Source organism: Anaerostipes hadrus ATCC 29173 = JCM 17467 (genome assembly GCF_030296915.1).
Lineage (GTDB): Bacteria > Bacillota > Clostridia > Lachnospirales > Lachnospiraceae > Anaerostipes > Anaerostipes hadrus.
On record NZ_AP028031.1, the window covers coordinates 1676982 to 1702705 of the forward strand.

A 25724-nucleotide genomic window follows, 5' to 3' on the forward strand; every position below is an offset into this window, starting at 1 on the left:
GGTATACTGTTCACATAAAATTCCAATTCCGAAAACCAACAATAGAAAACTCTCTAAAATCCTAAACATTCCATAAACTCCTTCTAAAATTTACATTGCGATTTAATGGTATCTATTCCAAGTATAATTTCACACAGATTTTTAAATGAGCCTCCTATATGCCGAGCATACTTCTTCGCATCACCTGCGGCATAAGCCAACACAACCAATTTTGCAGCCTTTTTAACTCCGCCTAGGGTCTTAATGTATTTTACTACTTTTGCAACTTTCGCTGCCGCAATAACTGTACCCGCAACGATCAAACCGATTGCAGCTGCACATTTTGCAATTTTCCATGCAGATGGATCTGCAATAACAGGAAATGTCGTTTTTTCATCAAAATTAACAACCTGTGTTAAAATATTTTCGTTGACAACATAGTAGGTATCCACATCATTCCCATTTGCATCAACAGCCCATGCTGCATCAATAACTGTATCTATTACGTTATCTTTATTAACAATGTAAACTTCACCTGTATCATAATCATTTTCATTTACCGCTTCATTGTCAATTATATCACAATAATAATCTTTTGCAGTTATCAATGAATATCCCTCTGGTAGATCATAAGCAAAAGTATATTCTTTAGATGCTGTAGATTCATTAATAGTAATAAGTGTCCTTACTCCCTCAAAAGAAACATTACCAGTTTCATCTTTTAGCGGTTGCACACCTATTGTTACTGCATCATCTTCTTTACCATATATCATTGTTCCATTCTTAGTCAATATCCCATCATCATCACTAGCCTCAATGGGCAACTTCATCTCAATGGTCGCCCTATATATACCCATTCCGTAGAATGACTCGCAAGAATTTCATCTAAGTCTACTTTTGTTATTTCTTTGATATTTTTTGAGTCTGACGATTGTATTTTGATTTTTGAATTACTAGTAACCAAACATGCAATCATAAAAAGTACCCTCCTTTAATAAGAGAATATCATAATTCTGCATATTTTCCACTATAACTCCGTCAACGGTCGATTTTAAATTTAATATTACCTTTGTAGATACTTCTTCTCCATTACCTTCTAGAGAAAATCTTCCATTATTTCGACACACTATTTCACGCACATTTCTAAGTCCTATACCATGATTTTTTTATCCTGTTTTTTGGTCATTATGTTTTTTCATAATCCTCTATAAGCACAGTTGAACTATTTCTGATAGTAATCATCAAATAAACCTTTCCCGTCTTTATCTCAATTTTTATATATGGGTTTGTGCATGAATATGCTCTAAATTTCGAAATTCTACAACTGGTCCCGTTTTGAAATGATATCCACTGGACTCAAAAGAATCTGTCATATCAGACATTATATCTATAATTTTAAGATCATTTTCATTTTCTGGTAAAAGCAGATATTGTTCTGATCCTTTAAACTTAATTTGATCTGCTGCTGCCCAAAAACTGTTTCCTATATCTAAAGTTCCGTCTTTAAGAATATTAATTTTAATTTTCTCATTTTGAATCTGTCCTTTTTCTCCATATAAGATCATTGTCTCCTGAAGAACTTTCTCTCCCTGAAAAACTTCATCACGACTTGAAAAAAGGTCGATTTCTTTTATGTTCAATTCTTTTTGTAAGAAATTCCTTACTTTTGTAAAATATTTTCCAGAAGTCCATGAACGAGGAGTAATAAAAATGTACTGTCCATTATCGCATAACAATTCAATTGCTTTCGCCATAAACAATCCATACAGATTAGGCTGTCCATATACATATGTCTTCATTGCCGTTGCTTCTACAGAATCTTTTCTTACTTTCATATATGGAGGATTGCATATGACAATATCGTATAAATAGGAGGATTCCCATAATATGAAGTTTTGATCAACATAATGAATGAAACATTCTGCATGATATGATTCACAGATTTGCCTAATTTTAGTAATTGTATATTCTAAGACTGGCAAAATCTCTTTATCTGTTTCAATCAGTGTAATATCAAGCCGTTTATACCCACTTCTTAGTAATTTATCAATCACAGCAAAAGATAAAATGCCGTTTCCTGCTCCTGGATCTAATACCCTTATCCATTGATTCTTCGGATATTCACTTTCTACAGCAGCCATTCTCATTGAAACCTCTGCCGGTGTAAAAAACTGTCCTTTTTTCTTTCGGATTTCCTTTTGTGTTGTATCTTTATATTCATTTGTGTACATTTCGATTGTACGCAACATTATCAATAGACTCCTTTATATCATTGCAATAAAAGAGTCACACTGCCATAACATTTGGGAATGTGACTGTTTTTATTGGTTATTTGTTTCAATCCACGGTTGGTAATTTCACAGAGTCCAACATGTCGGGAATACCGACGTTGCTTGACCTTATGTCCGTAGGGGATACCGATTTCTCTCCGCCCGCTACTGCCGTTTCATTTCTTTTTGATAATTCCTCTCCTACCTATGTTTACACCTAGAAGTAAGAGATTCCTTATTATTTGTTTGTTAAATAAACGTATAAATTATCAGATGAACCATAATCAGTTCATTTACAGTTTATCATTAATTTTATTTTTGTGCAATAAAATTAATCTCTTTGCACCAAAAGAATATTTTTTTAAAAATCCCACAGCCAAAAGACTGCGGGATCATCCTTCTTACTCTTTCCACAAAATGAGAAGGCTCCTATAAGTTTTAATGTCTGTTCCAGTCCATTCTTTCTGCTGACACCTGTGACACGGTTCTGGTCATCATAAGTATAGGTTGTGACATTTCTGTTCCCATCATCTGCCGTCTTATTGATAACCGTATCTTTTCATTTAACTATGTTTCTTTGTTTTATTGCACCTCTTTTTTCCGACTTCGTAAGATCCACGAGACCTTAAATTTGTATCCTACCTATTTCATAAAATCTATTCTATTTTCTTTACATAAAAAGCAACTAATATATTCAAACAAAATAGAAAAAACCTAGCACTCCTCCTAAAACTATAAAAAGTATTTTATATTTCATATATTTCTTACCTGTAAGGCAAAAAACTATTACTAAAATTAATAAATTGATAATAATTGCTAACAAAAATTGGTTCTCCCATTGATAAGAAATCAAAGTAAATGAACAATACATAACAGGTAATCCTGATAAAATTAATGATAAAATGCCTTCTTTATGATAATAATATAGAATTATTCCTAGTCCTCCAAAAATCACAGGAATAATAATCGCTTCACCTAATCCACATAAAATATAATCATAATTCTGTTTTCCAAATTCAAAAAAAAGTTCTATATTCTTAATCCATGTTGAACCAATAACAAATGATAATCCAAATATGGCACAGTTTATACCTAATTTTATTTTCTCCTTAGTTATTACCATAATAATCGTAATAACTAACACAATAAAAACGCCATCACCTAGAATACATTCTAAACTGATTGACATATCTGTTCTTCTTGATGTTAAATATCCTAGTACAATTCCACACAACAAAATAATTACTTTTTTTAAATACATTACAATTTTCTCCATCTCTATATCTCCTCTTTTTTATACTTCAATAACATCATTAAGGTTTATATTTTTTTAATGGATTTTCATGATTATAATAATTTTGCTTTCCTCCATATCTAGGATAATACACTTTTTTCTTTTTATCATATCTATAAGATAATCCATATGGATAACTAGATGCATACACAACACATTGACATTTTTTAGCCATAATTTTAGCCACACTATTTTTGTCTCCTATTCCTCCCTTACATGAAAGCAATACTATCTTCTTTTTTATTTTTTTCTTTTTTAAAGCTAACAACTCTTTTAAATTCATATCAGAACCATCAAAATACAAACAACTAACCCCACCATGCAAATATAAATATAATTCAGATGTTCCTTTTGGTATTTTATCCCACTCTTTTTTAAATTGTGCTTTTTTAATCACAGATTTAAATGTAACTTGACTATTCTTATAATATGGAGAATGCATTGCTTGTTTCTTAAAACCCTTCCCTTTTTTATTATAATAAATTACTGTTTTAGCCTTATGTCCACTAGGATCCACATAATTCACCGGATTATTCGCACAATAAGCATATAAATGTCCTGTCTCTGGTTTAGCAGTCTCTCCTCGATAAGTATCCTCTGTCACAAACCGTCCATCTTCTGGATTATAATACCTTGCATTCAGATAATAAAGCCCTGTACTATGATCATAGATTCCTCCAGTATAACAAACCTCATTCTCTGCTTTGTTATCTCCGTTGATCGTTGTCTCTCCAAAGTCTGTATACCGGTATGTTGCATCAGCACTTCCATCTTCTTTTACAAGACTTGTGGTACTTCCCTGGATATCTTTATGATACAACAGATAGTCCGTATGGTCACTTCCATATCTCTGTGTTGCAAGGATATTTCCGTCGGTTCCGATCAGGTTCTGGGATGTCTGGCTGTTCTCTCCATCGGTTGTGTAAGAAACTACTCCGTCCTGATAGTAATAGTTCGTCGTTTTGCTTCCTTCCACTTTCTGGATCCTCTGTCCTTCTCCGTTATAACGGTTCTGCTGGATCACAGCTGTCTTTCCATCTTTGTCAGTTACCGCTACTTTGCTTAAGCGGTTCTCTGCATCATAAGTATAGGATTCTGTCTGTCCAGTCTTTGTGTTTTTGACATCTGTCTGATTCCCATTGGCATCATAGCTGTACTGGCGGACTTCGTCAACTGCGGTTCCTTTTTCTTTTGTTGCTGTCTGTAACTGATCCAGTCCGTTATAGGTATACGCTGTCTGTGTGGTTCCATCATCTTCTTTGGTTCTGTTTCCAGCTTTGTCATAAGTATAGGTAACGGTCTTTGTCCTGTCATCATTCTTATGATCGGTTGTCACAGTCTTTGTCAGTCGTCCGAGTGCATCATAAGTATAGGCTTTTGTCTCATTGACTTTGTCTTTCTCTTCTTTTGGATAGTTGTTGACTTCTGTTTTCTCTGTGATATTGGAATTCTTGTCATAACTGTAGCGGTAGGATTCCATCACTTTGCCTGTCTCAAGATCTGTGTAGGTCATCTCTTTGACACGGTCAAAACTGTCATAGGTATAGATTTTTTGAACTGCCTGAGCACCGTTCTTTAACCGATTTCTGTAGTCCTTGATCTCTTTGACCTTTCCATACGCATCGTAACTGTAACTTCTGAGGACTTTCTCTGTTGTCTGCCCATTGGAATGCAGTTCTCCTTTGATCTCCTGCAGCCATCCGTTTTCATCATAAATATAAGATAATGACTGGATTCCGTCTTTGGTTGTCGGATAGGATACCTTACTGAGATTTCCATCCTCATTATAAGTATACCGGATCTGATGTGCTTTGATATCATCTGCCGTTGGCTGAGCATTCTGACTGATCTCTGCAAATGCTGTGATCCTTCCTCTTTGATCATAAGTATATTCTGTATAACGATACGCAGTCTCTGTTTCAGATGATACCCTGTAATCTGTCATCTCCAGCAACTGCCCATAATCATCATAACGATACCGACTGATCAGTGTTTTTGTTCCTTCTTTGTCATAAGATTGTGTTTTTACAACAAGATTCCGGCTGTTATATTCATAGGTCTTTTTCGCCCCGTTGGCATAGACTTCTGAAATCTTATTTCCACGGTCATCATAGGTATACTTTGTTGTAATGGATTCACTGCCGTCTCCAAGATCCGATGTTGTTGTCACTGATCCGGATGCACTGGCTGTTTCCTGCTTGACATGTCCATTCGCATCTGTAACGCTTGTTGTCGTTGATCCGTCTGAATTCACCTGATAGGAAACTTTTGTCTTCTGTCCTCCCTGTGTGATCTCGGTTACACGATTCTGGTCATCATAAGCATAAGATATCTGATCTCCATTGCCATCGGTTTTTGTTGTCTCATTTCCCTTTGTGTCATACTCTGTTTTCTGTAAGATGGAACTGTTTCCAACCTTTACTGTGGCATCAGAAGTCCCTTTTGTAATCTCTGGATTCTGGATCGCAGCTGTCTGTTTTCCTTCTTTGTCATATAACTGCAAGGCAATCTTTCCATCTCCGGAAGTCTTTGTTCCAAGACTGATCGTTGCGATCTCTTTTCCGTCACTGGTGAACACATGATCCGTATATAATCCATGGCTGAAACTTCTGACGATCTGCCCCGCTGCATCTGTCCATGACTTTTCACTGACACGTCCATTGGTCTTTGTTGTCTGAACGCTCAGATCCTGATAGTCTTTCGTTCCATTCAGCGTATGGATCTGTGCATCTTCATATCCATAGGAAGTTTCCGTGACGGTATCTGTCCCGTCTACTGATTCTGTTGCTTTGATCACGCGGTTTAGTGAATCATAACGATACGCTGTCTTTATTCCTGATGCACTGGTTTCTGTTGCCACCGTTCCGTTATCATCATATGTTTTGGATTCTGTCTGTGTCACGCCATCGGATGTTACTTTCGTCTGTATCGCTCTTCCCATGAAATCATACGATGTTTCCGTACTGCTTAAGATATTTCCTTTCCTGTCCTTACTGGTATTTTCTGTTTCACGTCCCATGGCATCTGTTTTTGTCACAGATGTCTCTTTCTCTTCTCCCTGTGTCGTTGTTGTTGTCCGTGTCGTTCCCTGTACAGTATCCTGACATGTCGTTTGTTCTACAGAATCATGGGCTCCTTCCTTTGTTGTCGTGACTGTTGTTGGCTGTCCATGATCATCATAGGATGTGACTGTTTTGGTTTCTTCTTTTTCCTTGTCTGTTTTCAAAAATTTCACCAGTCCGGCAGCATCCAGCTCCTGATAATCCACTTCCGTTTTGATCTTTCTTACAAGATATTCATTTACCCAGCCATTTTGTTCTCCGCCTTTTCCTCCATCATCATAACTGTAACTGCTTTCAATTCCATTGGCATCCTTCTTTTTCAGGATCTTTCCTGTATTCTTGTCAAAACTCATGGAATCCTGTGCTGTTTTGATTCCGTCTGCCTTGTGGGAAGATACCGTCGTTGTTCCATCTCCATAAGAAAGCTGCTGGTATTCTCCATTCGGACGGATAAATCTTTCTGCTTTTTCTCCTGTATAAGTGATCTGGTACCCGTTCTTCTTTGCATCAATGATCTTGCTCATCTTCCCATTACTTCCATAAGCATATGCCTGATCTACGGAAGCTGTTTCTCCGCTGTTTTTGTGAGAAACATTTGCAAGTTTCCCTTCATCATATGACCGAGGATTCCCACTCTAGTTTCCTAACTATGATTATAGGCTCTCAACTCACAATTTTCAATGGCTTCTTTTCCTTTACTCTTGACGGAGAAAAGGCATCTATGATAGTATAAAGTTTAGTTTCACAGATTACGGACCATTTGAAAGGGATAACGACTGTAGGGCACATTTTTTGTGCTCCTGTCGTTGTCCCTTTTTTGTGCACATATTAAAGAAAAGGAAGGAAAGAGACATGTATTTAATGATTGATAATTATGACTCATTTGTATATAATCTGAAAGCTTATTTTGAAGAGCTTGGAAAGGAAATTGCCGTCATCCGCTGTGACAAGATCACGCTGGAAGAGATTGAAGATATGCAGCCTTCCGGGATTATTCTCTCGCCAGGGCCAAAACGCCCGCAGGACGCGACGCTTTGCATCGATATTGTAGAAAAATTCCAAGAGAAAATACCGATACTTGGCGTCTGCTTAGGTCACCAGGTGCTAGGACTCTGCTCTGGTGCAACGGTGGAAAAAGGGATATTTCCGATCCATGGGAAAATCTCTGAGATTTCCAACAATGGGCTTCGTCTCTTCGCCGGTCTTCCGACGAAATTCAATGTAACAAGATATCATTCCCTCGTCGTAAATAAAGACACTATTTCCAATAACTACAGCATCGATGCCACAACCGCGGACGGTGTTGTCATGGGGATCTCTCATAAAACGCTTCCACTATACGGCGTACAGTTTCACCCGGAGGCAGTATGTACCGAATATGGACATGCACTTTTAAATAACTTTTGCAAAATCGCAGAGCAGCGAGGATAATGGAGGATTTTTTTCATGCAGAACACGAATACAATAATTAAAAAACTAGATATGTACATTCCGGCAGCTAAGATTTTTCAAGTACTGCCTTCCGAAGAAAATGCGATTTTTCTCGATTCTTCTCTTGTAAATGAGCTTGGTCACTATTCCATCATCGGCCGCAAACCTTATCTGAAGCTTGAAAAACGTGAAGATCGTTTTTATATTAATGATACAGAAGAAACCTCGATTTCTTTCGAAAATTATCTGAGATCTTATCTGGATAAACAGAAAACTGCGAATTCTTCCCACCTGCCACTTGCGTCAGGTGCACTTGGATATTTTTCTTACGAATATGGCCGTAGGCTCATGGGAATTCCATCTTCCCACAAAGACACAATCTCTATTCCAGATGCAGTACTCATATTTTACGATGCATTTATTATTGAAGATTGTCACAAAAAAGAGAGTTACCTCATTACCAATGGAATTACCGAACCTGCTGATATACTTTTAAAAAAATTGGAAGATGCCATTTTAAAAACAAGTGACAGTGAACCTGTAAAGCCTGTCAAAGAAAAATATCCGATCCAGGTTCATGCAAACTTTGAAAAAGAGGATTACAAAAAATCAATCAGCGATATGATCCACTACATTTACGAAGGAGACATTTATATCGCCAACATGACACAGCAACTGACGATTGAAAGCAAAAAAGCACCACAGGATGTATTTTACAATCTCCGTAAAAATAACCCTTCTCCCTTTGGCGGCTATTTGGATTTTGATCATTATCAGATTGTATGTGCTTCACCGGAGCGTTTTCTAAAACTCACTGACGGTCATGTAGAGACAAGACCGATCAAAGGGACCCGCAAAAGAGGAGAAACCGAAAAAGAGGATCTGCGTTTGCGAAAGGAACTGGAAAACTCTGAAAAAGATAAAAGTGAACTTCTTATGATTGTCGATCTGGAACGAAATGATCTGAATAAAATCTGCAGAAGTGGCAGCGTGAAAGTAACTGATTTATTTACCATCGAAGAATACGCAACAGTCTTTCATCTCGTATCCAGGATTGAAGGTGATCTGGCGGACGAGAAAAACTTTGCCGATCTTCTTATGGCGACATTTCCAGGTGGTTCTATTACTGGTGCACCAAAGTACCGCGCCATGGAAGTGATTGACGAACTGGAACATGGAAAGCGAAATCTTTACACCGGCTCGATTGGTTATCTTTCTCTGGATGGAAACTGTGATTTTAACATTGTCATCCGGACTGTCTTGCACGTGGATGGTCACTATCACTTAGGTGTCGGCGGCGGCATTACAGCGGAATCGGAGACAGAATTTGAATACGAAGAAACATTGCAGAAGGCAAAAGCTATCCTTGATGCCCTGCAGTAATATGGAAATGATAATACGAAAGGAAACTAACATGAATCTGCATATAGATGACGGAGTACAATTCGGACTGGGTGCCTTTGAGACGATCGCAGTGGAGAAAAACAAACCTGTTTTTCTTGAAAGACATTTACAAAGGCTTCAGCACGCAGCCGATGTATTTGATCTTGGAAATTTAGAAAACCGCCAGGTTACCGTAAATTCCATTGAAGATTATTTGAACAGTACTTATATTGAACATGGTGCACTGAAGATAATATTAACGAAAGAAAATGTCATTTTTTCTGACCGAAAATCACCTTATACAAGTGCTCATTATGAAAATGGTTTTACTTCCGCAATAAGTAGCATAAGACGAAACGAAACATCCCCCTTCACGTTTCATAAAACGTTAAATTATGGCGATAATATTTTAGAAAAAAGAGCTGCCATAAATGCTGGCATCAATGAGAAAATCTTTCTGAACACGAAGGGTCAGATCTGTGAAGGCACAGTGAGCAACATTTTCTTTGTAAAAGAAAAGAAACTCTATACGCCTACACTCTCCTGCGGCCTGCTACCGGGAATCCTTCGGGCATACATACTGGAAACTTATGATGTCAAAGAGACCATCCTTTATCCGGAAGATCTTGTGACATTTGATGAGTGCTTTCTGACGAATTCACTGATGGGGATTATGCCTCTTTTTCAGATTGAAAATGTGGCTTTTAAAGAACGAACGGTAACAAATCAGCTTCGTAAATCTTATCTGGAAATGTATGTCAACCACCCGGGGATGTAACCATAGGCATGCTGTACCGCATGTAGATGCTTTTGCATCCAGCGAATGAGTACATTTAAACATAAAAAAGCCTCCAATCCAAAGTTAGATTAGAGGACGAAATTAATTTTCTGGTATTTTATGTGACATGCTCCCACCACTTAAATCCCTGATTTTGAAGTGGGGGCTTCTTGCTCAATGGCTTTACTGAGCCAAGTATCTACAAGCTATCCTCGCGTGCTCCGCGATTCTTTTGCCCGGACACGGGCATGTTTTCTTATTATCCAATTGTCCGGATACGGACAGTTTATGCTGTCAACATCCTTCTTACCTCTTCACGGATGTTGATCGCTGCATTATGATCTCTGTCCATCTTATTTCCACACTCACAGTGATAGATATGCCTTTTCCAGATGAAGCTGGACATTTCCAGTGCCAGCGAATCTACTTCTTTCAGAAATGGATATTCCCTTTTATACATGGCCGGTGTGTTTTTTAACATTTTCTTTGTCTTTTCATACTCTCGAATCTTATCATCAAGCATCTGATTGTACAGAAAACGACAACAGCCAAATGTTTTGCCAAGAAGTATCTTCTGTTCTTCGGTCGGATAGATCCGGAAACGATATGCTATGTTCAATACTTTTTCTCTCCCTGGGTTTCAATGTATTGACGGATCACTTCTACTGGAGTGCCTGCTACTGGCACTTTTATAAGCATTGATAAATTTACTAAGTTCTGTTCTCGGCTGCGCACGGAACATTATTACACTTCATTTTTAATACAAACATCCAATTTCTGATATGGTATCTCGATTCCTTCCTCATCAAATCGAATCTTAATCTCTTCATTTAACGCCCATTTAGTTGCTACATAATCAGATGTTGAAACCCAGCATCTGATCCCCATCATGACAGAACTGTCTGCCAAACTGCTCACAAAAATCTTAACTCCATCCTGATCAAGAATTCTTTTTTCATTTTTTGCTATGTCTGTAAGAATTCTTTTTACTTCTTTGATATCTGCATCATAAGAGATCCCAACTTCAATATCGATCAGTCTTCGTTCCTGTTTTGTGTTGTTGATCAGATTTGAATTGCTTAATGTTCCGTTAGGAATGACGATCACTCGGTTATCAATTGTCTTAAGCTTTGTATAAAAAATATCCATCGCTGCAACTTCTCCTTCGCAGTCGGTTCCTGTTAATACGATGTAATCTCCTACCTGAAATGGTTTCAGGATTAATAGTAAAACTCCACCTGCTACATTAGAAAGTGTTCCTTGTAATGCTAAACCTACTGCTACACCTGCAGATCCTAATAATGCGATAAAAGAACTTACCTCTACCCCCATATGTGCAACTGCCATAAAGATTACAATACAACGCAATCCAATCCTTATGAAGGAGCAGGAAAATGAGATAACTCCATAATCGATCTCTGCCTTCTCAAGGGTTGTTTTTAACAATTTAATTAAGATCTTGATCAATTTAAATCCAATTGCAATGATCAAAAATGATACTATGACTTTTCCTATGATACTCATTGCAATTTCCAGATATTTTTCTAAAAACTGATTCCAGTTAATCTTGCCCAAGTCCACTACTGCGAACATCGCTTGTATTTGTGCTAACATAAACTCTCCTCTTTTTTTCTTGTGTTTCTTTTGATATTCATTTTACACATATGCTTAACATAAAAGAAACACGTATTTCTACGTGTTTCTTATCATAGCAAGTTTATCTATTCATTACAATACTTATTTTTTTGTAATATATCCTTTTGCTTTTAATGTCTCAGCACATAAAACAGCTCCACCTGCTGCTCCACGAACTGTGTTATGAGAAAGTCCTACAAATTTGTAATCGTATACAGTATCTTCTCTTAAACGTCCAACAGAGATTCCCATTCCATTTTCGTAATCAACATCTTCTCTTACCTGTGGGCGGTTATCTTCTTCTAAGTACTGGATCATCTGTTTTGGAGCACTTGGAAGTTCTAATTCCTGTGGAAGTCCGCTGAAGTTTACTAATTTCTCGATCAACTGTTCTTTTGTTGGTTTCTTCTTGAATTTAACGAAGACTGCTGCTGTATGTCCGTTTAATACTGGTACACGGATACACTGTGTTGTGATCACTGGTGTTTCAGCTTTCACGATCACACCGTCTTCAATATGTCCCCATAAACGAAGAGGCTCCTGTTCGCTCTTTTCTTCTTCTCCACCGATGTATGGAATGATGTTTCCTTCCATCTCTGGCCAATCTTTGAAAGTTTTTCCTGCTCCAGAAATTGCCTGATATGTTGTAGCAACAACTTCATATGGTTCAAATTCTTTCCATGCTGTTAAAACTGGTGCATAACTCTGGATAGAGCAGTTAGGTTTTACTGCTATGAAACCTTTTGTTGTTCCTAAACGTTTCTTCTGGCTTTCGATCACTTCGAAGTGTTCTGGGTTGATCTCAGGTACTACCATTGGTACATCTGGTGTCCAGCGGTGAGCACTGTTGTTAGATACAACTGGTGTTTCTGTTTTTGCATAGTCTTCTTCGATCTTTTTGATCTCGTCTTTAGACATATCTACTGCACTAAATACAAAATCTACGTGAGAAGCAACTTCTTCTACTTCATTGACGTTTTTTACGATCATAGATTTTACTGCTTCTGGCATTGGAGTATCCATTTTCCAACGTCCACCAACTGCTTCTTCATATGTCTTTCCAGCAGAACGTGGGCTTGCTGCTAATGTTGTAACTTCAAACCATGGATGATTCTCAAGTAATGAAATAAAACGCTGTCCAACCATTCCAGTTGCACCTAAAATACCAACTCTTAATTTTTCACTCATTTTTTCTCTCCTATAGTACACGAACACGAACGACTCCGTCGATCTGTTCCATTTTCTTGATTGTCTCTTCTGTTGGTGCTTTCTTTTCCATGTCAAACATAGAATAAGCCCATTCACCTTTGGATTTATTCAACATATTGGAAATGTTATGTCCATCTGCTGCCAAGATCGCTGTTAACTGACCGATCATATTTGGAAGATTCTTATGATGTACTGTAATACGAGCTGCTCCACTTGCTTCTCCAAGATCACAGTTTGGATAGTTTACTGAATTGACAATATTACCATTCTCTAAATAATTCATCAACTGATCCACTGCCATCTCTGCACAGTTTTCTTCTGATTCCTCTGTAGATGCTCCTAAGTGTGGAATTGTGATCACTTTATCTACTCCAGCGATTTCTGCACTTGGGAAATCTGTTACATAATGTTTTACTTTTCCTGATGCTAATCCTTCGATCACTGCCTGATTATCAACAAGTTCTCCTCTGGCGAAGTTTAATAATGTAACTCCGTCTTTCATCTTATCGATAGCTTCTTTGTTGATCATTCCTTTTGTAGAATCCATGTATGGAACGTGAATTGTAATATAATCACATGTCTCAAATAATTCGTCAATGGAAGCGATATGTTTTACCATTCTTGATAAGCTCCATGCAGAACGTACGGATACGTATGGATCATATCCATAAACTTTCATTCCAAGACGATTACAGATATTTGCTACTAAAACACCGATTGCTCCAAGTCCGATAACTCCGATACTTTTTCCTTTTAATTCGTTACCTGCATACTGTTTTTTCTGTTTCTCAACAAGTTTTGCAAGGTTCTCTTCGGATGCATTTTCCTTAACCCAGTTATATCCACCGATGATATCACGAGATGCAAGTAAAAGTCCTGCAACAACAAGTTCTTTTACACCATTAGCATTCGCTCCTGGTGTGTTGAATGCTACGATTCCCTTCTTTGCATATTCATCTAATGGAATATTGTTAACTCCTGCTCCAGCTCTTGCAACTGCAAGAAGGCTTTCTGGAACTGCAAGATCGTGCATAGCTGCACTTCTTACTAAAACTGCATCTGCTTTATCTAAGTCATCGATCACTTTAAAATCTTCTGTAAATAAATCTAGTCCTTTACTTGCGATCGGGTTTAAGCATTTTACTGTATACATGGCTCCTCCTTATTTGTTCTCTTCTTCAAACTTCTTCATAAATGCTACTAATTTCTCAACACCTTCTTTTGGCATTGCGTTATAAATACTTGCACGCATTCCACCAACTGTACGATGTCCTTTTAGGTTCTCAAATCCTGCTTCTTTTGCTTCAGCTACAAATTTGGCATCCAGATCTTTGTCTCCTGTTACAAATGGAACGTTCATTAAAGAGCGGTCTTCTTTCACAACTGTTCCTTTAAACATTTCACTCTGGTCTAAGAAATCATATAAGATCTTTGCTTTTTCTTCGTTACGTTTCTTCATTGCAGTAAGTCCACCCTGGTCCTTTAACCATTTGAAGACTTTTCCACAGATATAGATTCCGTAGCATGGAGGTGTGTTATACAGTGAATCTGCATCTGCCTGTGTTTTCCATTTTAACATGGTTGGTGTTCCTTCTAACACATCATCTGTGATCAGATCTTCACGTACGATACAAACTACAACTCCTGCTGGTCCAACGTTTTTCTGTACTCCAAAATAGATCACTCCAAAGTCTTCTACATTAACTGGCTCAGATAAAATGCAGGAAGACATATCTGCAACAAGGATTTTACCTTTTGTATTTGGAATCTGCTGATATTTTGTTCCATAGATCGTGTTGTTATAGCATACATATACATAATCTGCATCTTCTGATACAGGAAGGTCAGAACAATCTGGAATATATGTATATGTTTTATCTTCTGATGAAGCTAAAATGTTTGCTTTTCCATATCTGGAAGCTTCCTGGTATGCTTTCTTTGCCCACTGTCCTGTGATGATGAAGTCTGCAACTTTGTTCTTCATCAAATTCATAGGGATCGCTGAAAACTGCTGGGATGCTCCACCCTGAAGGAATAATACTTTGTAATTATCAGGGATGTTCATTAATTCTCTTAAGTCTGCTTCTGCAGTTTTGATGATATCATCAAACATCTTGGATCTGTGGCTCATCTCCATAACGGACATTCCACATCCTCTGTAATCAAGCATTTCCTCTGCTGCTTCTTTTAACACTTCTTCCGGAAGTACTGCCGGTCCAGCTGAAAAGTTGTATACTCTTGCCATTTCTTTTCTCTCCTTTATATGAAAATAAATTAAAAATTACCTTGCCTGCGCCTCAAGATCCGATTTATCAAATGCATCTTCAATAGAACCTCCTGGATTAACCATCGGCCATACTTTGTCATCTAAGTCAATATGACAATCGAGAACTACTGGTTCTCCTGCATTTAAAGCTTCTTTGAATGCATCTTTGAATTGTTCGATATCCGTGATCTTCTTAGCTTGCACCCCAAGTCCTTCTGAAACTTTCACAAAGTCTACTTTGTCCTGAAGTGTTGTATACGAATATCTTTCTTCATAAAACAGATCTTGCCACTGTCTTACCATTCCTAACACGCTGTTATTGATAATAACTTCGATCACTGGAATGTTGTATCGCGAGGCTGTCGCAAGCTCATTTAAATTCATACGGAAACATCCATCTCCTGCAATGTTTACTACGATCTTATCTGGATTACCAACTTTGGCTCCAAGGCTGGCTCCAAGGCCGTATCCCATTGTTCCAAGACCACCAGATGTCAAGAATTTACGTGGTTTATCATATTTATAAAACTGAGCGGCCCACATCTGATGCTGTCCAACTTCCGTTGTAATGACTGCCTCACCTTTTGTAATATCATAAATCGCTTCCATGATCTCAGGACATGTTAATCGTCCTTTATCATAAGTTAATGGATACTTTTCTTTATATTCTTTGACCGTATCAAGCCACTCTTTGTGTTCCTGGGCTTCTAAACGGCGATTGATCACTGTTAATACTGCTTTTACATCTCCGATGATAGAAGCTGATACACAAATATTCTTGTTGATCTCGACTGGGTCAACATCAATCTGTAAAATCTTTGCATTCTTTGCAAATGTTTTTGGATTTCCTAAAACTCGGTCACTAAATCTTGTTCCGACTGCGATCAGAAGGTCACAGTGAGATACTCCAAGATTTGATGCTTTTGTTCCGTGCATTCCAAGCATTCCACTATAGCGTTCATCCGTACCATTAAATGCTCCTTTTCCCATGAGGGTATCGCATACTGGTGCATCTACTTTCTCTGCAAATTCTTTTAATTCATCTGCTGCATCAGAGATCACAGCTCCACCACCAACTAAGATATATGGTCGTTTTGCTTCTCTGATCATGCTGATCGCATTCTGGATATCTACTTCTTTGATATATTCACTGGAACGTATGATCTTCGCTGGTTTGTATTTTTCATATAGGGTCGTTGCTGCTGTCACATCTTTTGGAATATCGATCAAAACAGGCCCTGGTCTTCCTGTCTTTGCAATTCTAAACGCTCTTCGGATCGTGTCTGCAAGTTCTTCTATATTCTTTACAATAAAGTTATGCTTTGTGATCGGAATTGTGACTCCGGAAATATCAACTTCCTGGAAGCTGTCCTTTCCAAGAAGGCTGACTCCTACGTTACATGTGATCGCAACAACTGGCACTGAATCCATATTCGCTGTTGCAAGTCCTGTAACGATATTTGTCGCTCCCGGTCCACTGGTTGCAAAGCACACTCCGACTTTTCCTGTAGATCTTGCATATCCATCTGCTGCATGAGAAGCTCCCTGCTCATGAGATGTCAGGATATGTGTAAAATCCTTTTTCTGTTTATATAATTCATCATAAATGTTTAAGATTGCTCCGCCTGGATACCCAAAAACAGTATCCACGCCTTGCTCTTTCAAACATTCTAAAACAATCTGAGCACCTGTCAATTGTTTCATCATTTGATCCTCTTTTCTTACTTAATTACTGTTTGATTTCTAAAACTGCTCCGCGGTTTCCAGATGTAACTAACGATGCATACCTTGCAAGATAACCTGTTGTAACCTTAGGTGTTCTAGGTTTCCAGTTTTCTTTTCTCTTTGCTAATTCTTCGTCAGAAACTTTTACATTTAATGTATTGGCATCGATATCAATTGCAATAATATCTCCTTCTTCTACTAATGCAATCGGTCCTCCAACTGCTGCTTCTGGAGAAACATGTCCGATACAAGCTCCTCTGGAAGCTCCGGAAAATCTTCCATCTGTGATCAGGGCTACGCTTGATCCAAGTCCCATACCCATGATCGCTGATGTAGGATTTAACATCTCTCTCATACCTGGTCCACCTTTTGGTCCTTCATAGCGGATCACTACGACATCCCCTGGTTTAATATCTCCACCTTTGATCGCCTTGATCGCATCTTCTTCACAATCAAAGACTCTGGCTGGTCCTTCCATCTTAAGCATCTCAGGAGCAACTGCAGAACGTTTTACAACACCTGAATCTGGTGCTAAATTTCCTTTTAATACAGCAATTCCACCAGTCTGGCTGTATGGATCGTCAATCGGACGAATAACTTCTGGATTCTTGTTTACGCATCCTTCAATGTTCTCTGCTACTGTCTTACCTGTTGCGGTGATAAGATCTGTATGAAGAAGATTCTTCTTATTTAATTCATTCATAACAGCATAAACTCCACCAGCTTCATTTAACTCCTCAATATATGTATGTCCTGCTGGTGCAAGATGACATAAGTTTGGAGTTCTTTTACTGATCTCATTTGCCTTCTCAAGATTCAGATCAACACCTGCTTCATGTGCGATTGCTGGTAAATGAAGCATACTGTTTGTACTGCATCCAAGTGCCATATCAACTGTTAAGGCATTCTCAAACGCTTTCTCTGTTAAGATATCTCTTGGGCGGATATTCTTCTCTAATAATTCCATAACCTTCATACCTGCATGTTTTGCAAGACGGATTCTTTCAGAATACACAGCTGGAATTGTTCCATTTCCCTGTAATCCCATACCAAGAACTTCTGTTAAACAGTTCATAGAGTTTGCTGTGTACATACCAGAACATGATCCACATGTAGGACATGTTTTGTTTTCAAATTCATCTAATTCTTCTTTTGTGATCTTACCTGCTGCATAAGATCCAACAGCCTCAAACATGCTTGATAAGCTTGTTTTACATCCTTTTACACGTCCGGCAAGCATTGGTCCGCCACTGACGAACACTGTGGGTACATTAACACGTGCAGCGGCCATTAATAGTCCTGGTACATTCTTATCGCAGTTTGGAACCATAACTAAAGCATCAAACTGATGTGCTAATGCCATACATTCTGTAGAATCAGCGATCAGATCTCTTGTCACCAGTGAATATTTCATTCCAACATGTCCCATGGCAATTCCATCACATACTGCGATTGCTGGGAATACAACTGGTGTTCCACCTGCCATAGCAACTCCAAGTTTTACTGCATCTACGATCTTGTCAATATTCATATGCCCTGGCACGATCTCATTATACGAACTTACGATTCCGACCAATGGCTTTCTCATCTCTTCTTTTGTGAAACCTAATGCGTTAAATAACGATCTTTGAGGTGCAAATGCTTCTCCCTCTGTAAATGTATTACTCATAAAACTAACCTCCTAGTATAATATATCTCATTCTATCTATGGTGAGCATCGAATTCTTATTTGATCTGATCAATGATCAGCTGTCCCATTTCTTTACATCCGACTTTCTTCATTCCATCTGACATAATGTCAACTGTTCTGTATCCATCTGCTAAAACTGCTTTGACTGCTTTTTCGATCTCATCTGCTTCTTTATCTAAATCAAATGAATAACGAAGCATCATAGCTGCGGAAAGAATTGTTGCGATTGGGTTTGCAATATCCTGTCCTGCGATATCTGGAGCTGATCCGTGGCTTGGTTCATATAATCCAAACTTACCTTCTGCAAGACTTGCGGATGATAACATTCCAATAGAACCTGTGATCATACTTGCTTCATCTGATAAAATATCTCCAAACATATTCTCTGTTAAGATCACATCAAACTGACGTGGATTATTGACTAACTGCATTGCACAGTTATCAACTAACATATGTTCATATGTAACATCTTCGTAGTCCTTGGCTACTTCTTCTACAACTGCTCTCCATAATCTGGAAGAATCAAGTACATTTGCCTTATCAACACTGATCACATGTTTTTTACGTTTTCTTGCAATGTCAAATGCTTTGATCGCAATTCTTCTGATTTCATTTTCATTGTAAGATAATGTATCAACGGCTGTTCTTACACCATCAATTTCTTCTGTATGTCTTTCTCCAAAGTAAAGACCACCTGTTAATTCTCTCATGATGACCATATCAAATCCATCACCGATCACCTCATCACGAAGTGGGCATGCTTTCTTTAATTCATCATATAAGTATGCTGGTCTGATGTTAGCAAATAATCCAAGGGATTTACGAAGTTTTAATAAGCCTGCCTCGGGTCTTAACTGTGCTGGAAGTTTATACCATGGAGATGTACTTGTATTTCCACCGATCGAACCCATTAATACTGCATCACTCTTCTTAGCAATCTCTAAAGCTTCCTCTGTTAATGGTTCTCCATGAACATCAATGGATGCTCCACCCATCAGTATCTGTGTATAAGAAAATGTATGTCCATACTTTTCTCCTACAGCATCTAAAACTCTCATTGCTTCTGTGACGATCTCTGGCCCGATCCCGTCACCTTTAATGACTGCTAAATTACAATTCATATCTTCTTCCTCATTTCTTCTTGATATTACTTATGTCTGTCAATGAATTGGCAGATTAATTTACCCTAAAACTACTAATGCAATAAATGCTCCGATACAGCTTGCACATGCAACTGTAACAATATTTTTTTTATTATATGCAAAAATCATCGCAATTGCAAATCCAATTGTCGATGCGATCAAATTTCCTGTCGCATAAAACACTGCTGGCATGATCATTGCTGCCAGTACTGCATATGGAACATAGTATAAAAATGATCGAAAAAATCTATTCTCTATCTTCTTCTGTATTGCAACCAATGGGATGACTCGTATTAGATATGTAGAAACTGCTGTGACTGCAATATAAACTAATAATCTGCTAAGCTTCATGAGTCTCCTCCTCTTCTACTGGGAATAAAATTGCTCCAAATGTTGCTGCGATCAAGGTACAAATGATGATCACGAACCCACTGGATATAAAAGATAACGCTTTGATATATTTAAATAATAAACTAACGATCATGGAAAGAATGATCACGATAGTTATATGCTTATCTTGTCTGGCTGGTGGAATGATAATCCCGATCAACATTCCATAAATTGCAAGTCCAAGTGCATTCCTTAAGATCAATGGTAATAATGTATTGGCCGTCGCTCCTAAAAGAGTTCCAATGGTCCAGCTGATCCATGGAATTGACATCAAAGCATAAAAATATCTAGGCGTAATCTCATGTCTCCCCGCACAGGATACTGCAAAAATCTCATCCGTTACCATAAATGCCATTGAGATCCGATTCCACAATGTCGACTTCTCACTTAATTTCTGTCCGATCGCAATTGACATGATCGAATATCTTAAATTAATAATGATCTGTGATAAAACTAATTCCACCAAAGATCCTCCTGCCGTCATTGTTATGACCGCTGCAAACTGTCCTGCAGAAGTTACACAGGTTGCTGAGATCAAAGTAAGTGCCCATACAGGAATTCCCTTAGACGCTCCTGAAATTCCAAATGCAAACGAAACAGCCACATATGCTAGTCCGATTGGAATTCCATCAATTAATCCTCTTCGAAATTCATTGTCTGATTTCATTATCTGCTCCTATAGTTCAAAATAATTCGATTCCTGTAAAAATATAGAAAATTTCCCCCAAAAATCGAGCTTATATATTAGAATACCACATTCTTAGACAGATTGGAAACTATTTTTCATTTTATAAAAGAATTCTTTTCAACTTTTCAGAAATTTCACAACATTCTAACCTAATCTCACAGAAAATATGTTCTCGTTGAAAAACTACACAAAACATATTATAATGGCACTAACAATCGACAATGAATATGAGGGGTATTATATATGAACAAAAAACAAATTTTATGTACTGGATTATCTCTTGCACTTCTTCTATCAAGTGTAATAACCACACCAGCTTCTATAGCTGCAGGGAAATATTTTAAGATTCAGTACATACATTCTAAGAAAAAAGTCAAAAAGAAAGCCATCAATGCCAGATACAATAATAAGGTTATAAGTACAAAAATTCCAGGATATATTGAAGGTTCTACTTCTATGTATTCTGCATACTGGATCTTCGGTCACTGTTCTTCTCTTGGAACAAAATATTCATATTCAAGTTCCAAAAAAAGAGTTACATTACAACGAAATTCTCAGAAACTTGTGATGACTTTAAACAGCAGAACAGCTACCTTGAATGGGAAGAAATTCACCCTTCCATCTGCACCTCGAAAAATCCGTTATATCGCAAAAAAGAAAAATTATATCATGGTTCCCGGAGATATCGTTGCAAAAAAACTAGGCTTAAATTATTCATGGAACAATCGTCTGTTATCAGGAGTGATCTCAAAGGGCAGTACTGCTAAACCTGCTCCTTCCACTCCATCAAATACAAAGCCTCAGACTTCCAATCCTTCTGGAAGTACAACAAAAATCACAGCATCTGAATCTGATTATTCTATCCGGATCAAAAAACCTGATGGTCTTTCATCGTCTTCTATAAGTTCCAACGATGATTACTGGAATAAGCAGTTACAGATCATCATTGACGGAGATTACCGCAACTTTTTTAACACAGCTTCTAACCGCACGATCAAAGATTCTTTAACTTATAAAGTTTCTTATCTAAATGGAAAAACTTATATCAATCTGATAACATCTACAATCAAAGGATTCTCTGTTACTCAGACAGATTCTTATATCTATGTCAAGTATGCGGCACCAAAGGATATGTTCTACAGAATCATTGTTATTGATGCCGGACATGGTGGAAAAGACAGCGGCGCAACTGGAAACGGTTATATTGAAAAGAACATGACCTTAAAGATCGTTCAGAATATCAAGACAAATTTTGACTCTGATCCGCTGTATAAGGTTTATTACACCAGACTCTCTGATTGGTATCCTACTCTTACCGAACGTTATGATCTGGCTAACACCGTCAATGCTGACCGTTTTTTAAGTGTACATATCAATTCTGCAGACTCTGCCAGTGCAAAAGGAACTGAAACATTATATAAGGATTACAAAACATATGCCAATGTCATTCATTCCTCTTCGCTAAGTGGAATGGGGTATACAAAAGGGTCTTCTTATGACCGAAGCCTTGTATACCGTCCTGGACTTGCAGTACTTCGAGGAACAAAAATGATGAGTGCCCTTGCCGAGATGGGATTCATCTCTAACAGCACGGAATCTGCAAGAATTGACGCTAGATCTGAGGCGATCGGATCTGCTCTTTACCAGTCACTCTGTAATTCTTTTAATTAATTTTATCTAATAATATCAGACTGTATCTCAGGAAATCCAAAGAGATACAGTCTTTTTATTGCATTAATATTACAAATATGTTACGATTTAATCTATGAGAAAGGGAGATAAACAATGAGATTACAAAAGTTATTTATTACAACACTATTATCAGTTTCAGTCATTGGTACGGCAATACCTGCAAATGTATCTGCCGCATCCTATGCAACGACAAAACGCACATACACTTTAAAAGTTGCTGGTAAAAAGCAGAAAAAGAAAGCTCGCGGTGCAATCTATAATGGTAAGACGATCAAAACAAAAGCACCTGGCTTCTTACGTGGTGATACAACCATGTATTCCGCAAGCTATGTATTCCAGAAGGGATTAGGCGTTTCTTATTCTTACTCTTCTAAAACATGGAAGATCACTTTAAAAAAAGGTTCTAAGACGATCACCATGAAACGTGGCAGCAAATATGCTTATGTCAATGGAAAGAAAAAGAAACTTCCAACACCTGCACGCCGTGTATATTCCTATAAACAGAAAAAAAATTACATCTATGTTCCTGGTGAGTTCTGTGCAAAACATCTTGGATATTCTTATTCATGGAGCAGTAGTTCTTATGCTGGTACTTTCTCAACAAGTAACAGTAATAAGGCATCTTCTTCCGTTACAACGCTTCCAGCAACAAATGGAGAACATTATGTACAACTTGATAAACCAGAGGGCTTATCCGAGAGCGACATCTCAACAACTGACGATTACAATAACTATCGTCTGATCGTAAACATTAAAGGAAATTATTCTTCTTATTATTCCGATGCGTCACATCGCAGTGTTGTTGGTGATTCAAGCTTCTATTCTTATTCTGTAGCTTACAGCAATGGCTATACAAAGATATATATCAGGCCTCGAAAAGCTACGATCAAAGGATTCGAAGTAACACAGACAGATTCTTATATCAAGGTTCGCTATGATTCACCAAAGGCAATGTACAAACAGATCGTTGTACTTGATGCAGGACATGGTGGTTCAGACTCTGGAGCAGTTGCCAATGGATATAAAGAAAAAAACATGACATTAAAGATCGTTCAGGCTGCAAAGTCATACTTTGATGACGATCCAGATATCAAAGTTTACTATACAAGATTATCTGATACATACCCAAGCCTTACTGAGCGTTCTGATCTTGCCAATGAAGTTGGCGCAGACAGATTCTACAGTGTTCATATCAATTCTGCCGGATCTTCTGCTACAGGAACTGAAACCTTATACAATTCCAAAGGATATAAATCTTCTACAGGACTAACAAGCTATAATTGGTCAGCAACCATTCATCCTTATATCCGTTCTGCCACAGGATTTACAAACCGAGGTCTTGTAAACCGTACAGGATTAGCTGTTCTCCGTCATACGAAGACATCTTCTACCTTAACTGAGATTGGATTCATCTCTAACAAATCTGAAGCAAAGAAAATGAACTCTAATCTTACAAACTATGGAAAAGCTGTCTATAACAGCACAAAAGCATCTTTTAGTAAAAACCCAACTGGGCGATAATATTGTATTAAAGTATTTATATTCACAACTGGCAGTCATACATCAACCGTATGACTGCCAGTTGTTTATTTATAATATGGGATCACCAGATACATGTCTTCTGTGATCTTTCCATCATATATATGATTTGTCTGACATACCTCTTCAATATAATCGTCAACAGACGAATATTCATTCCCCATATATTTCTTTGCGATCTTCCATAATGTATCACCTTTCTGCACCTGAATGCTGGTAAACTGCTTGTCTTTTGTTTCCTGGGCCTCGATCAGGTTGTTACTTAAAAGGAAAGTACTCATTAGAAAAACAAAAACTACTGCTATGATAATTCCGATCACTCTTCTCTTACTTCTCATAATATCATCCTCCGCAAACTATAATCGAACATTTGTTTTGTTTATGTCTGTATTATAGTTCTCGAACATTTGTTTGTCAAGCTTTTTCCGAAACTTTGTTCGAGAACACTTGTTTCCATTTCGGATCTATGTTATGATAAGAATAGTTTATAAACAGACACGGAGGATATGATACATGGCCAAAGAACAATTAAGTGACAAACAACAACAGATCCTTGAATTCATCAAACGACGCATCCTGGATAAAGGTTATCCACCTGCCGTACGCGAGATCTGCGAGGCAGTGAATCTTCGTTCTACTTCCTCTGTCCATTCCCATCTGGAGACTTTGGAGAGAAAAGGATACATTCATAGAGATCCTACCAAGCCTCGTGCGATCGAGATCACCGATGATGATTTTAATCTGGCTCGCCGCGAGATCATCAATATCCCTGTCGTAGGTACCGTCACTGCCGGTGAACCGATCTTAGCGGTAGAGAATATTGAAGAATATTTTCCAATGCTTCCAAATCATATCAGCAATAAGAATACTTTCATGCTCCATGTCCGTGGAGAAAGTATGATCAATGCCGGAATTTTTGACGGTGATATGGTTATTGTCGAACAACAGCCAACTGCTGATAATGGTGATATTGTCGTTGCAATGATCGAAGATTCTGCAACTGTTAAGAGATTTTATAAAGAAGATGGATATTACAGACTCCAGCCAGAGAATGATACTATGGATCCGATCATCGTATCAGAAGTATCTATTATTGGTAAAGTCGTTGGACTTTATCGTTCAATGAAATAAAAAGAAGTCAGCTGCGAGATGCTTTCAAAGCATTCCCATAGCTGACTTTTTTTCATATGATTCTTTTTAATTTAATTCTTCGATCGATACTTCTTTTCCGTCTTTCCAGATTCTTTCAAGATCATAGAATAAACGGTTTTCTTTATCAAAGATATGGATGATGATATCACCAAAGTCAAGTAAGATCCAGTTTCCTTCTCTATACCCTTCCATCTGTTTCATCTCATATCCAGCTTTAAAAAGTTCTTCCTGTACATTATCTACCATTGCCTGTACCTGGTTTTTGTTATTACCATCTGCAATGATAAAGTAATCTGCAAGAACAGAAATGCTTCGAATATCAATAATCTTGATATCTTCTGCTAACTTGTCATCTAACGCATCATATGCGATCTTTACCATATTTAATGACTGATCCAT

22 protein-coding genes and 1 pseudogene are annotated in these 25724 nt (G+C 37.7%); 6 read left to right on the forward strand and 17 right to left on the reverse strand.

Annotated features, from left to right (window positions below; translation table 11 throughout):
* Positions 1-83 precede the first annotated feature (83 nt).
* The 4 genes from QUE18_RS08205 to QUE18_RS08220 form a co-directional block, all read right to left on the reverse strand.
* Entirely contained in the window at positions 84-809 is a 726-nt protein-coding gene (locus QUE18_RS08205; RefSeq protein ID WP_022091764.1) for a hypothetical protein, read from the reverse strand.
* Between the two features lie 444 nt (positions 810-1253).
* A complete protein-coding gene (locus QUE18_RS08210; RefSeq protein ID WP_009204610.1) occupies positions 1254-2228 on the reverse strand; it encodes an Eco57I restriction-modification methylase domain-containing protein in 975 nt (324 codons plus the stop codon).
* 715 nt (positions 2229-2943) lie between these two features.
* Positions 2944-3525, reverse strand: coding sequence for a hypothetical protein (locus QUE18_RS08215; protein ID WP_009204611.1), 582 nt, complete (start codon positions 3523-3525; stop codon positions 2944-2946).
* 37 nt (positions 3526-3562) lie between these two features.
* Positions 3563-7129, reverse strand: a complete 3567-nt coding sequence (locus QUE18_RS08220; RefSeq protein ID WP_009204612.1) for an RHS repeat domain-containing protein — start codon at positions 7127-7129, stop codon at positions 3563-3565.
* A gap of 328 nt (positions 7130-7457) precedes the next feature.
* Here QUE18_RS08220 and QUE18_RS08225 point away from each other — a divergent pair, with 328 nt between their 5' ends.
* From QUE18_RS08225 to QUE18_RS08235, 3 genes are read left to right on the forward strand one after another with little or no spacing between them, the layout of a single operon-like run.
* Complete coding sequence (locus QUE18_RS08225) at positions 7458-8036, forward strand: anthranilate synthase component II (RefSeq protein WP_009263882.1); 579 nt, start codon at positions 7458-7460, stop codon at positions 8034-8036.
* 15 nt (positions 8037-8051) lie between these two features.
* Positions 8052-9419, forward strand: coding sequence for an aminodeoxychorismate synthase component I (gene pabB / locus QUE18_RS08230; RefSeq protein ID WP_009204614.1), 1368 nt, complete (start codon positions 8052-8054; stop codon positions 9417-9419).
* Positions 9420-9450: 31 nt separating this feature from the next.
* The gene (locus QUE18_RS08235) at positions 9451-10197 is read left to right on the forward strand and encodes an aminotransferase class IV (RefSeq protein ID WP_040344610.1); all 747 of its coding nucleotides are present in this window, start codon (positions 9451-9453) and stop codon (positions 10195-10197) included.
* Positions 10198-10483: 286 nt separating this feature from the next.
* Here QUE18_RS08235 and QUE18_RS13935 read toward each other — a convergent pair whose 3' ends face one another.
* From QUE18_RS13935 to QUE18_RS08290, 11 genes and pseudogenes are all read right to left on the reverse strand, one after another.
* Positions 10484-10816: a helix-turn-helix domain-containing protein gene (locus QUE18_RS13935; RefSeq protein WP_009263886.1), complete on the reverse strand. Its 333-nt coding sequence runs from the start codon at positions 10814-10816 to the stop codon at positions 10484-10486.
* Between the two features lie 27 nt (positions 10817-10843).
* A pseudogene (locus QUE18_RS08245) lies at positions 10844-10942 on the reverse strand (IS200/IS605 family transposase); the annotation flags it as partial.
* Positions 10942-11811: a mechanosensitive ion channel family protein gene (locus tag QUE18_RS08250; protein ID WP_009204545.1), complete on the reverse strand. Its 870-nt coding sequence runs from the start codon at positions 11809-11811 to the stop codon at positions 10942-10944. The pseudogene QUE18_RS08245 and the gene QUE18_RS08250, both read right to left, overlap by 1 nt.
* 123 nt (positions 11812-11934) lie before the next feature.
* On the reverse strand, positions 11935-13020 hold the full coding sequence (gene asd / locus QUE18_RS08255) for an aspartate-semialdehyde dehydrogenase (RefSeq protein WP_009204544.1): 1086 nt from the start codon (positions 13018-13020) through the stop codon (positions 11935-11937).
* 10 nt (positions 13021-13030) lie between these two features.
* A complete protein-coding gene (locus QUE18_RS08260; protein ID WP_009204543.1) occupies positions 13031-14194 on the reverse strand; it encodes a phosphoglycerate dehydrogenase in 1164 nt (387 codons plus the stop codon).
* 9 nt (positions 14195-14203) lie between these two features.
* Positions 14204-15286, reverse strand: coding sequence for a 3-phosphoserine/phosphohydroxythreonine transaminase (serC, locus tag QUE18_RS08265; RefSeq protein WP_008391464.1), 1083 nt, complete (start codon positions 15284-15286; stop codon positions 14204-14206).
* Between the two features lie 36 nt (positions 15287-15322).
* The gene (ilvB, locus tag QUE18_RS08270) at positions 15323-17011 is read right to left on the reverse strand and encodes a biosynthetic-type acetolactate synthase large subunit (protein ID WP_009204542.1); all 1689 of its coding nucleotides are present in this window, start codon (positions 17009-17011) and stop codon (positions 15323-15325) included.
* Positions 17012-17036: 25 nt separating this feature from the next.
* On the reverse strand, positions 17037-18701 hold the full coding sequence (ilvD, locus tag QUE18_RS08275; protein WP_008391468.1) for a dihydroxy-acid dehydratase: 1665 nt from the start codon (positions 18699-18701) through the stop codon (positions 17037-17039).
* Positions 18702-18757: 56 nt separating this feature from the next.
* Complete coding sequence (gene leuB / locus QUE18_RS08280) at positions 18758-19843, reverse strand: 3-isopropylmalate dehydrogenase (RefSeq protein ID WP_009204541.1); 1086 nt, start codon at positions 19841-19843, stop codon at positions 18758-18760.
* 60 nt (positions 19844-19903) lie between these two features.
* Complete coding sequence (locus tag QUE18_RS08285) at positions 19904-20215, reverse strand: AzlD domain-containing protein (protein ID WP_009204540.1); 312 nt, start codon at positions 20213-20215, stop codon at positions 19904-19906.
* On the reverse strand, positions 20205-20921 hold the full coding sequence (locus QUE18_RS08290; RefSeq protein WP_009204539.1) for an AzlC family ABC transporter permease: 717 nt from the start codon (positions 20919-20921) through the stop codon (positions 20205-20207). The genes QUE18_RS08285 and QUE18_RS08290 overlap by 11 nt, the downstream gene beginning before the upstream one ends.
* A 264-nt stretch (positions 20922-21185) precedes the next feature.
* Between QUE18_RS08290 and QUE18_RS08295 the strand changes: the two genes are divergently transcribed.
* Positions 21186-22613 (forward strand): N-acetylmuramoyl-L-alanine amidase, encoded by a 1428-nt coding sequence (locus QUE18_RS08295; RefSeq protein ID WP_009204538.1) that lies wholly within the window; start codon positions 21186-21188, stop codon positions 22611-22613.
* A gap of 114 nt (positions 22614-22727) precedes the next feature.
* Entirely contained in the window at positions 22728-24155 is a 1428-nt protein-coding gene (locus QUE18_RS08300) for an N-acetylmuramoyl-L-alanine amidase (RefSeq protein ID WP_009204537.1), read from the forward strand.
* A 65-nt stretch (positions 24156-24220) separates the two neighbouring features.
* Here QUE18_RS08300 and yneA read toward each other — a convergent pair whose 3' ends face one another.
* The gene (gene yneA / locus QUE18_RS08305; RefSeq protein ID WP_009204536.1) at positions 24221-24511 is read right to left on the reverse strand and encodes a cell division suppressor protein YneA; all 291 of its coding nucleotides are present in this window, start codon (positions 24509-24511) and stop codon (positions 24221-24223) included.
* Between the two features lie 175 nt (positions 24512-24686).
* On the opposite strand from yneA, the gene lexA reads away from it, so the two are divergent.
* Positions 24687-25304, forward strand: coding sequence for a transcriptional repressor LexA (gene lexA / locus QUE18_RS08310; RefSeq protein ID WP_008391477.1), 618 nt, complete (start codon positions 24687-24689; stop codon positions 25302-25304).
* 66 nt (positions 25305-25370) lie between these two features.
* Here lexA and rsfS read toward each other — a convergent pair whose 3' ends face one another.
* Positions 25371-25724, reverse strand: a complete 354-nt coding sequence (gene rsfS / locus QUE18_RS08315; RefSeq protein WP_008391478.1) for a ribosome silencing factor — start codon at positions 25722-25724, stop codon at positions 25371-25373.

What these genes read in the sequence shown, in the direction of transcription:
- QUE18_RS08205 (WP_022091764.1), bottom strand. Translation starts at nt 809, where the DNA reads ATGAAGTTGCCCATTGAGGCTAGTGATGATGATGGGATATTGACTAAG.
- QUE18_RS08210 (WP_009204610.1), bottom strand. Translation starts at nt 2,228, where the DNA reads ATGTTGCGTACAATCGAAATGTACACAAATGAATATAAAGATACAACA.
- QUE18_RS08215 (WP_009204611.1), bottom strand. Translation starts at nt 3,525, where the DNA reads ATGGAGAAAATTGTAATGTATTTAAAAAAAGTAATTATTTTGTTGTGT.
- QUE18_RS08220 (WP_009204612.1), bottom strand. Translation starts at nt 7,129, where the DNA reads ATGAGCAAGATCATTGATGCAAAGAAGAACGGGTACCAGATCACTTAT.
- QUE18_RS08225 (WP_009263882.1), top strand. Translation starts at nt 7,458, where the DNA reads ATGTATTTAATGATTGATAATTATGACTCATTTGTATATAATCTGAAA.
- pabB (WP_009204614.1), top strand. Translation starts at nt 8,052, where the DNA reads ATGCAGAACACGAATACAATAATTAAAAAACTAGATATGTACATTCCG.
- QUE18_RS08235 (WP_040344610.1), top strand. Translation starts at nt 9,451, where the DNA reads ATGAATCTGCATATAGATGACGGAGTACAATTCGGACTGGGTGCCTTT.
- QUE18_RS08250 (WP_009204545.1), bottom strand. Translation starts at nt 11,811, where the DNA reads ATGTTAGCACAAATACAAGCGATGTTCGCAGTAGTGGACTTGGGCAAG.
- asd (WP_009204544.1), bottom strand. Translation starts at nt 13,020, where the DNA reads ATGAGTGAAAAATTAAGAGTTGGTATTTTAGGTGCAACTGGAATGGTT.
- QUE18_RS08260 (WP_009204543.1), bottom strand. Translation starts at nt 14,194, where the DNA reads ATGTATACAGTAAAATGCTTAAACCCGATCGCAAGTAAAGGACTAGAT.
- serC (WP_008391464.1), bottom strand. Translation starts at nt 15,286, where the DNA reads ATGGCAAGAGTATACAACTTTTCAGCTGGACCGGCAGTACTTCCGGAA.
- ilvB (WP_009204542.1), bottom strand. Translation starts at nt 17,011, where the DNA reads ATGAAACAATTGACAGGTGCTCAGATTGTTTTAGAATGTTTGAAAGAG.
- ilvD (WP_008391468.1), bottom strand. Translation starts at nt 18,701, where the DNA reads ATGAGTAATACATTTACAGAGGGAGAAGCATTTGCACCTCAAAGATCG.
- leuB (WP_009204541.1), bottom strand. Translation starts at nt 19,843, where the DNA reads ATGAATTGTAATTTAGCAGTCATTAAAGGTGACGGGATCGGGCCAGAG.
- QUE18_RS08285 (WP_009204540.1), bottom strand. Translation starts at nt 20,215, where the DNA reads ATGAAGCTTAGCAGATTATTAGTTTATATTGCAGTCACAGCAGTTTCT.
- QUE18_RS08290 (WP_009204539.1), bottom strand. Translation starts at nt 20,921, where the DNA reads ATGAAATCAGACAATGAATTTCGAAGAGGATTAATTGATGGAATTCCA.
- QUE18_RS08295 (WP_009204538.1), top strand. Translation starts at nt 21,186, where the DNA reads ATGAACAAAAAACAAATTTTATGTACTGGATTATCTCTTGCACTTCTT.
- QUE18_RS08300 (WP_009204537.1), top strand. Translation starts at nt 22,728, where the DNA reads ATGAGATTACAAAAGTTATTTATTACAACACTATTATCAGTTTCAGTC.
- yneA (WP_009204536.1), bottom strand. Translation starts at nt 24,511, where the DNA reads ATGAGAAGTAAGAGAAGAGTGATCGGAATTATCATAGCAGTAGTTTTT.
- lexA (WP_008391477.1), top strand. Translation starts at nt 24,687, where the DNA reads ATGGCCAAAGAACAATTAAGTGACAAACAACAACAGATCCTTGAATTC.
- rsfS (WP_008391478.1), bottom strand. Translation starts at nt 25,724, where the DNA reads ATGGATCAGTCATTAAATATGGTAAAGATCGCATATGATGCGTTAGAT.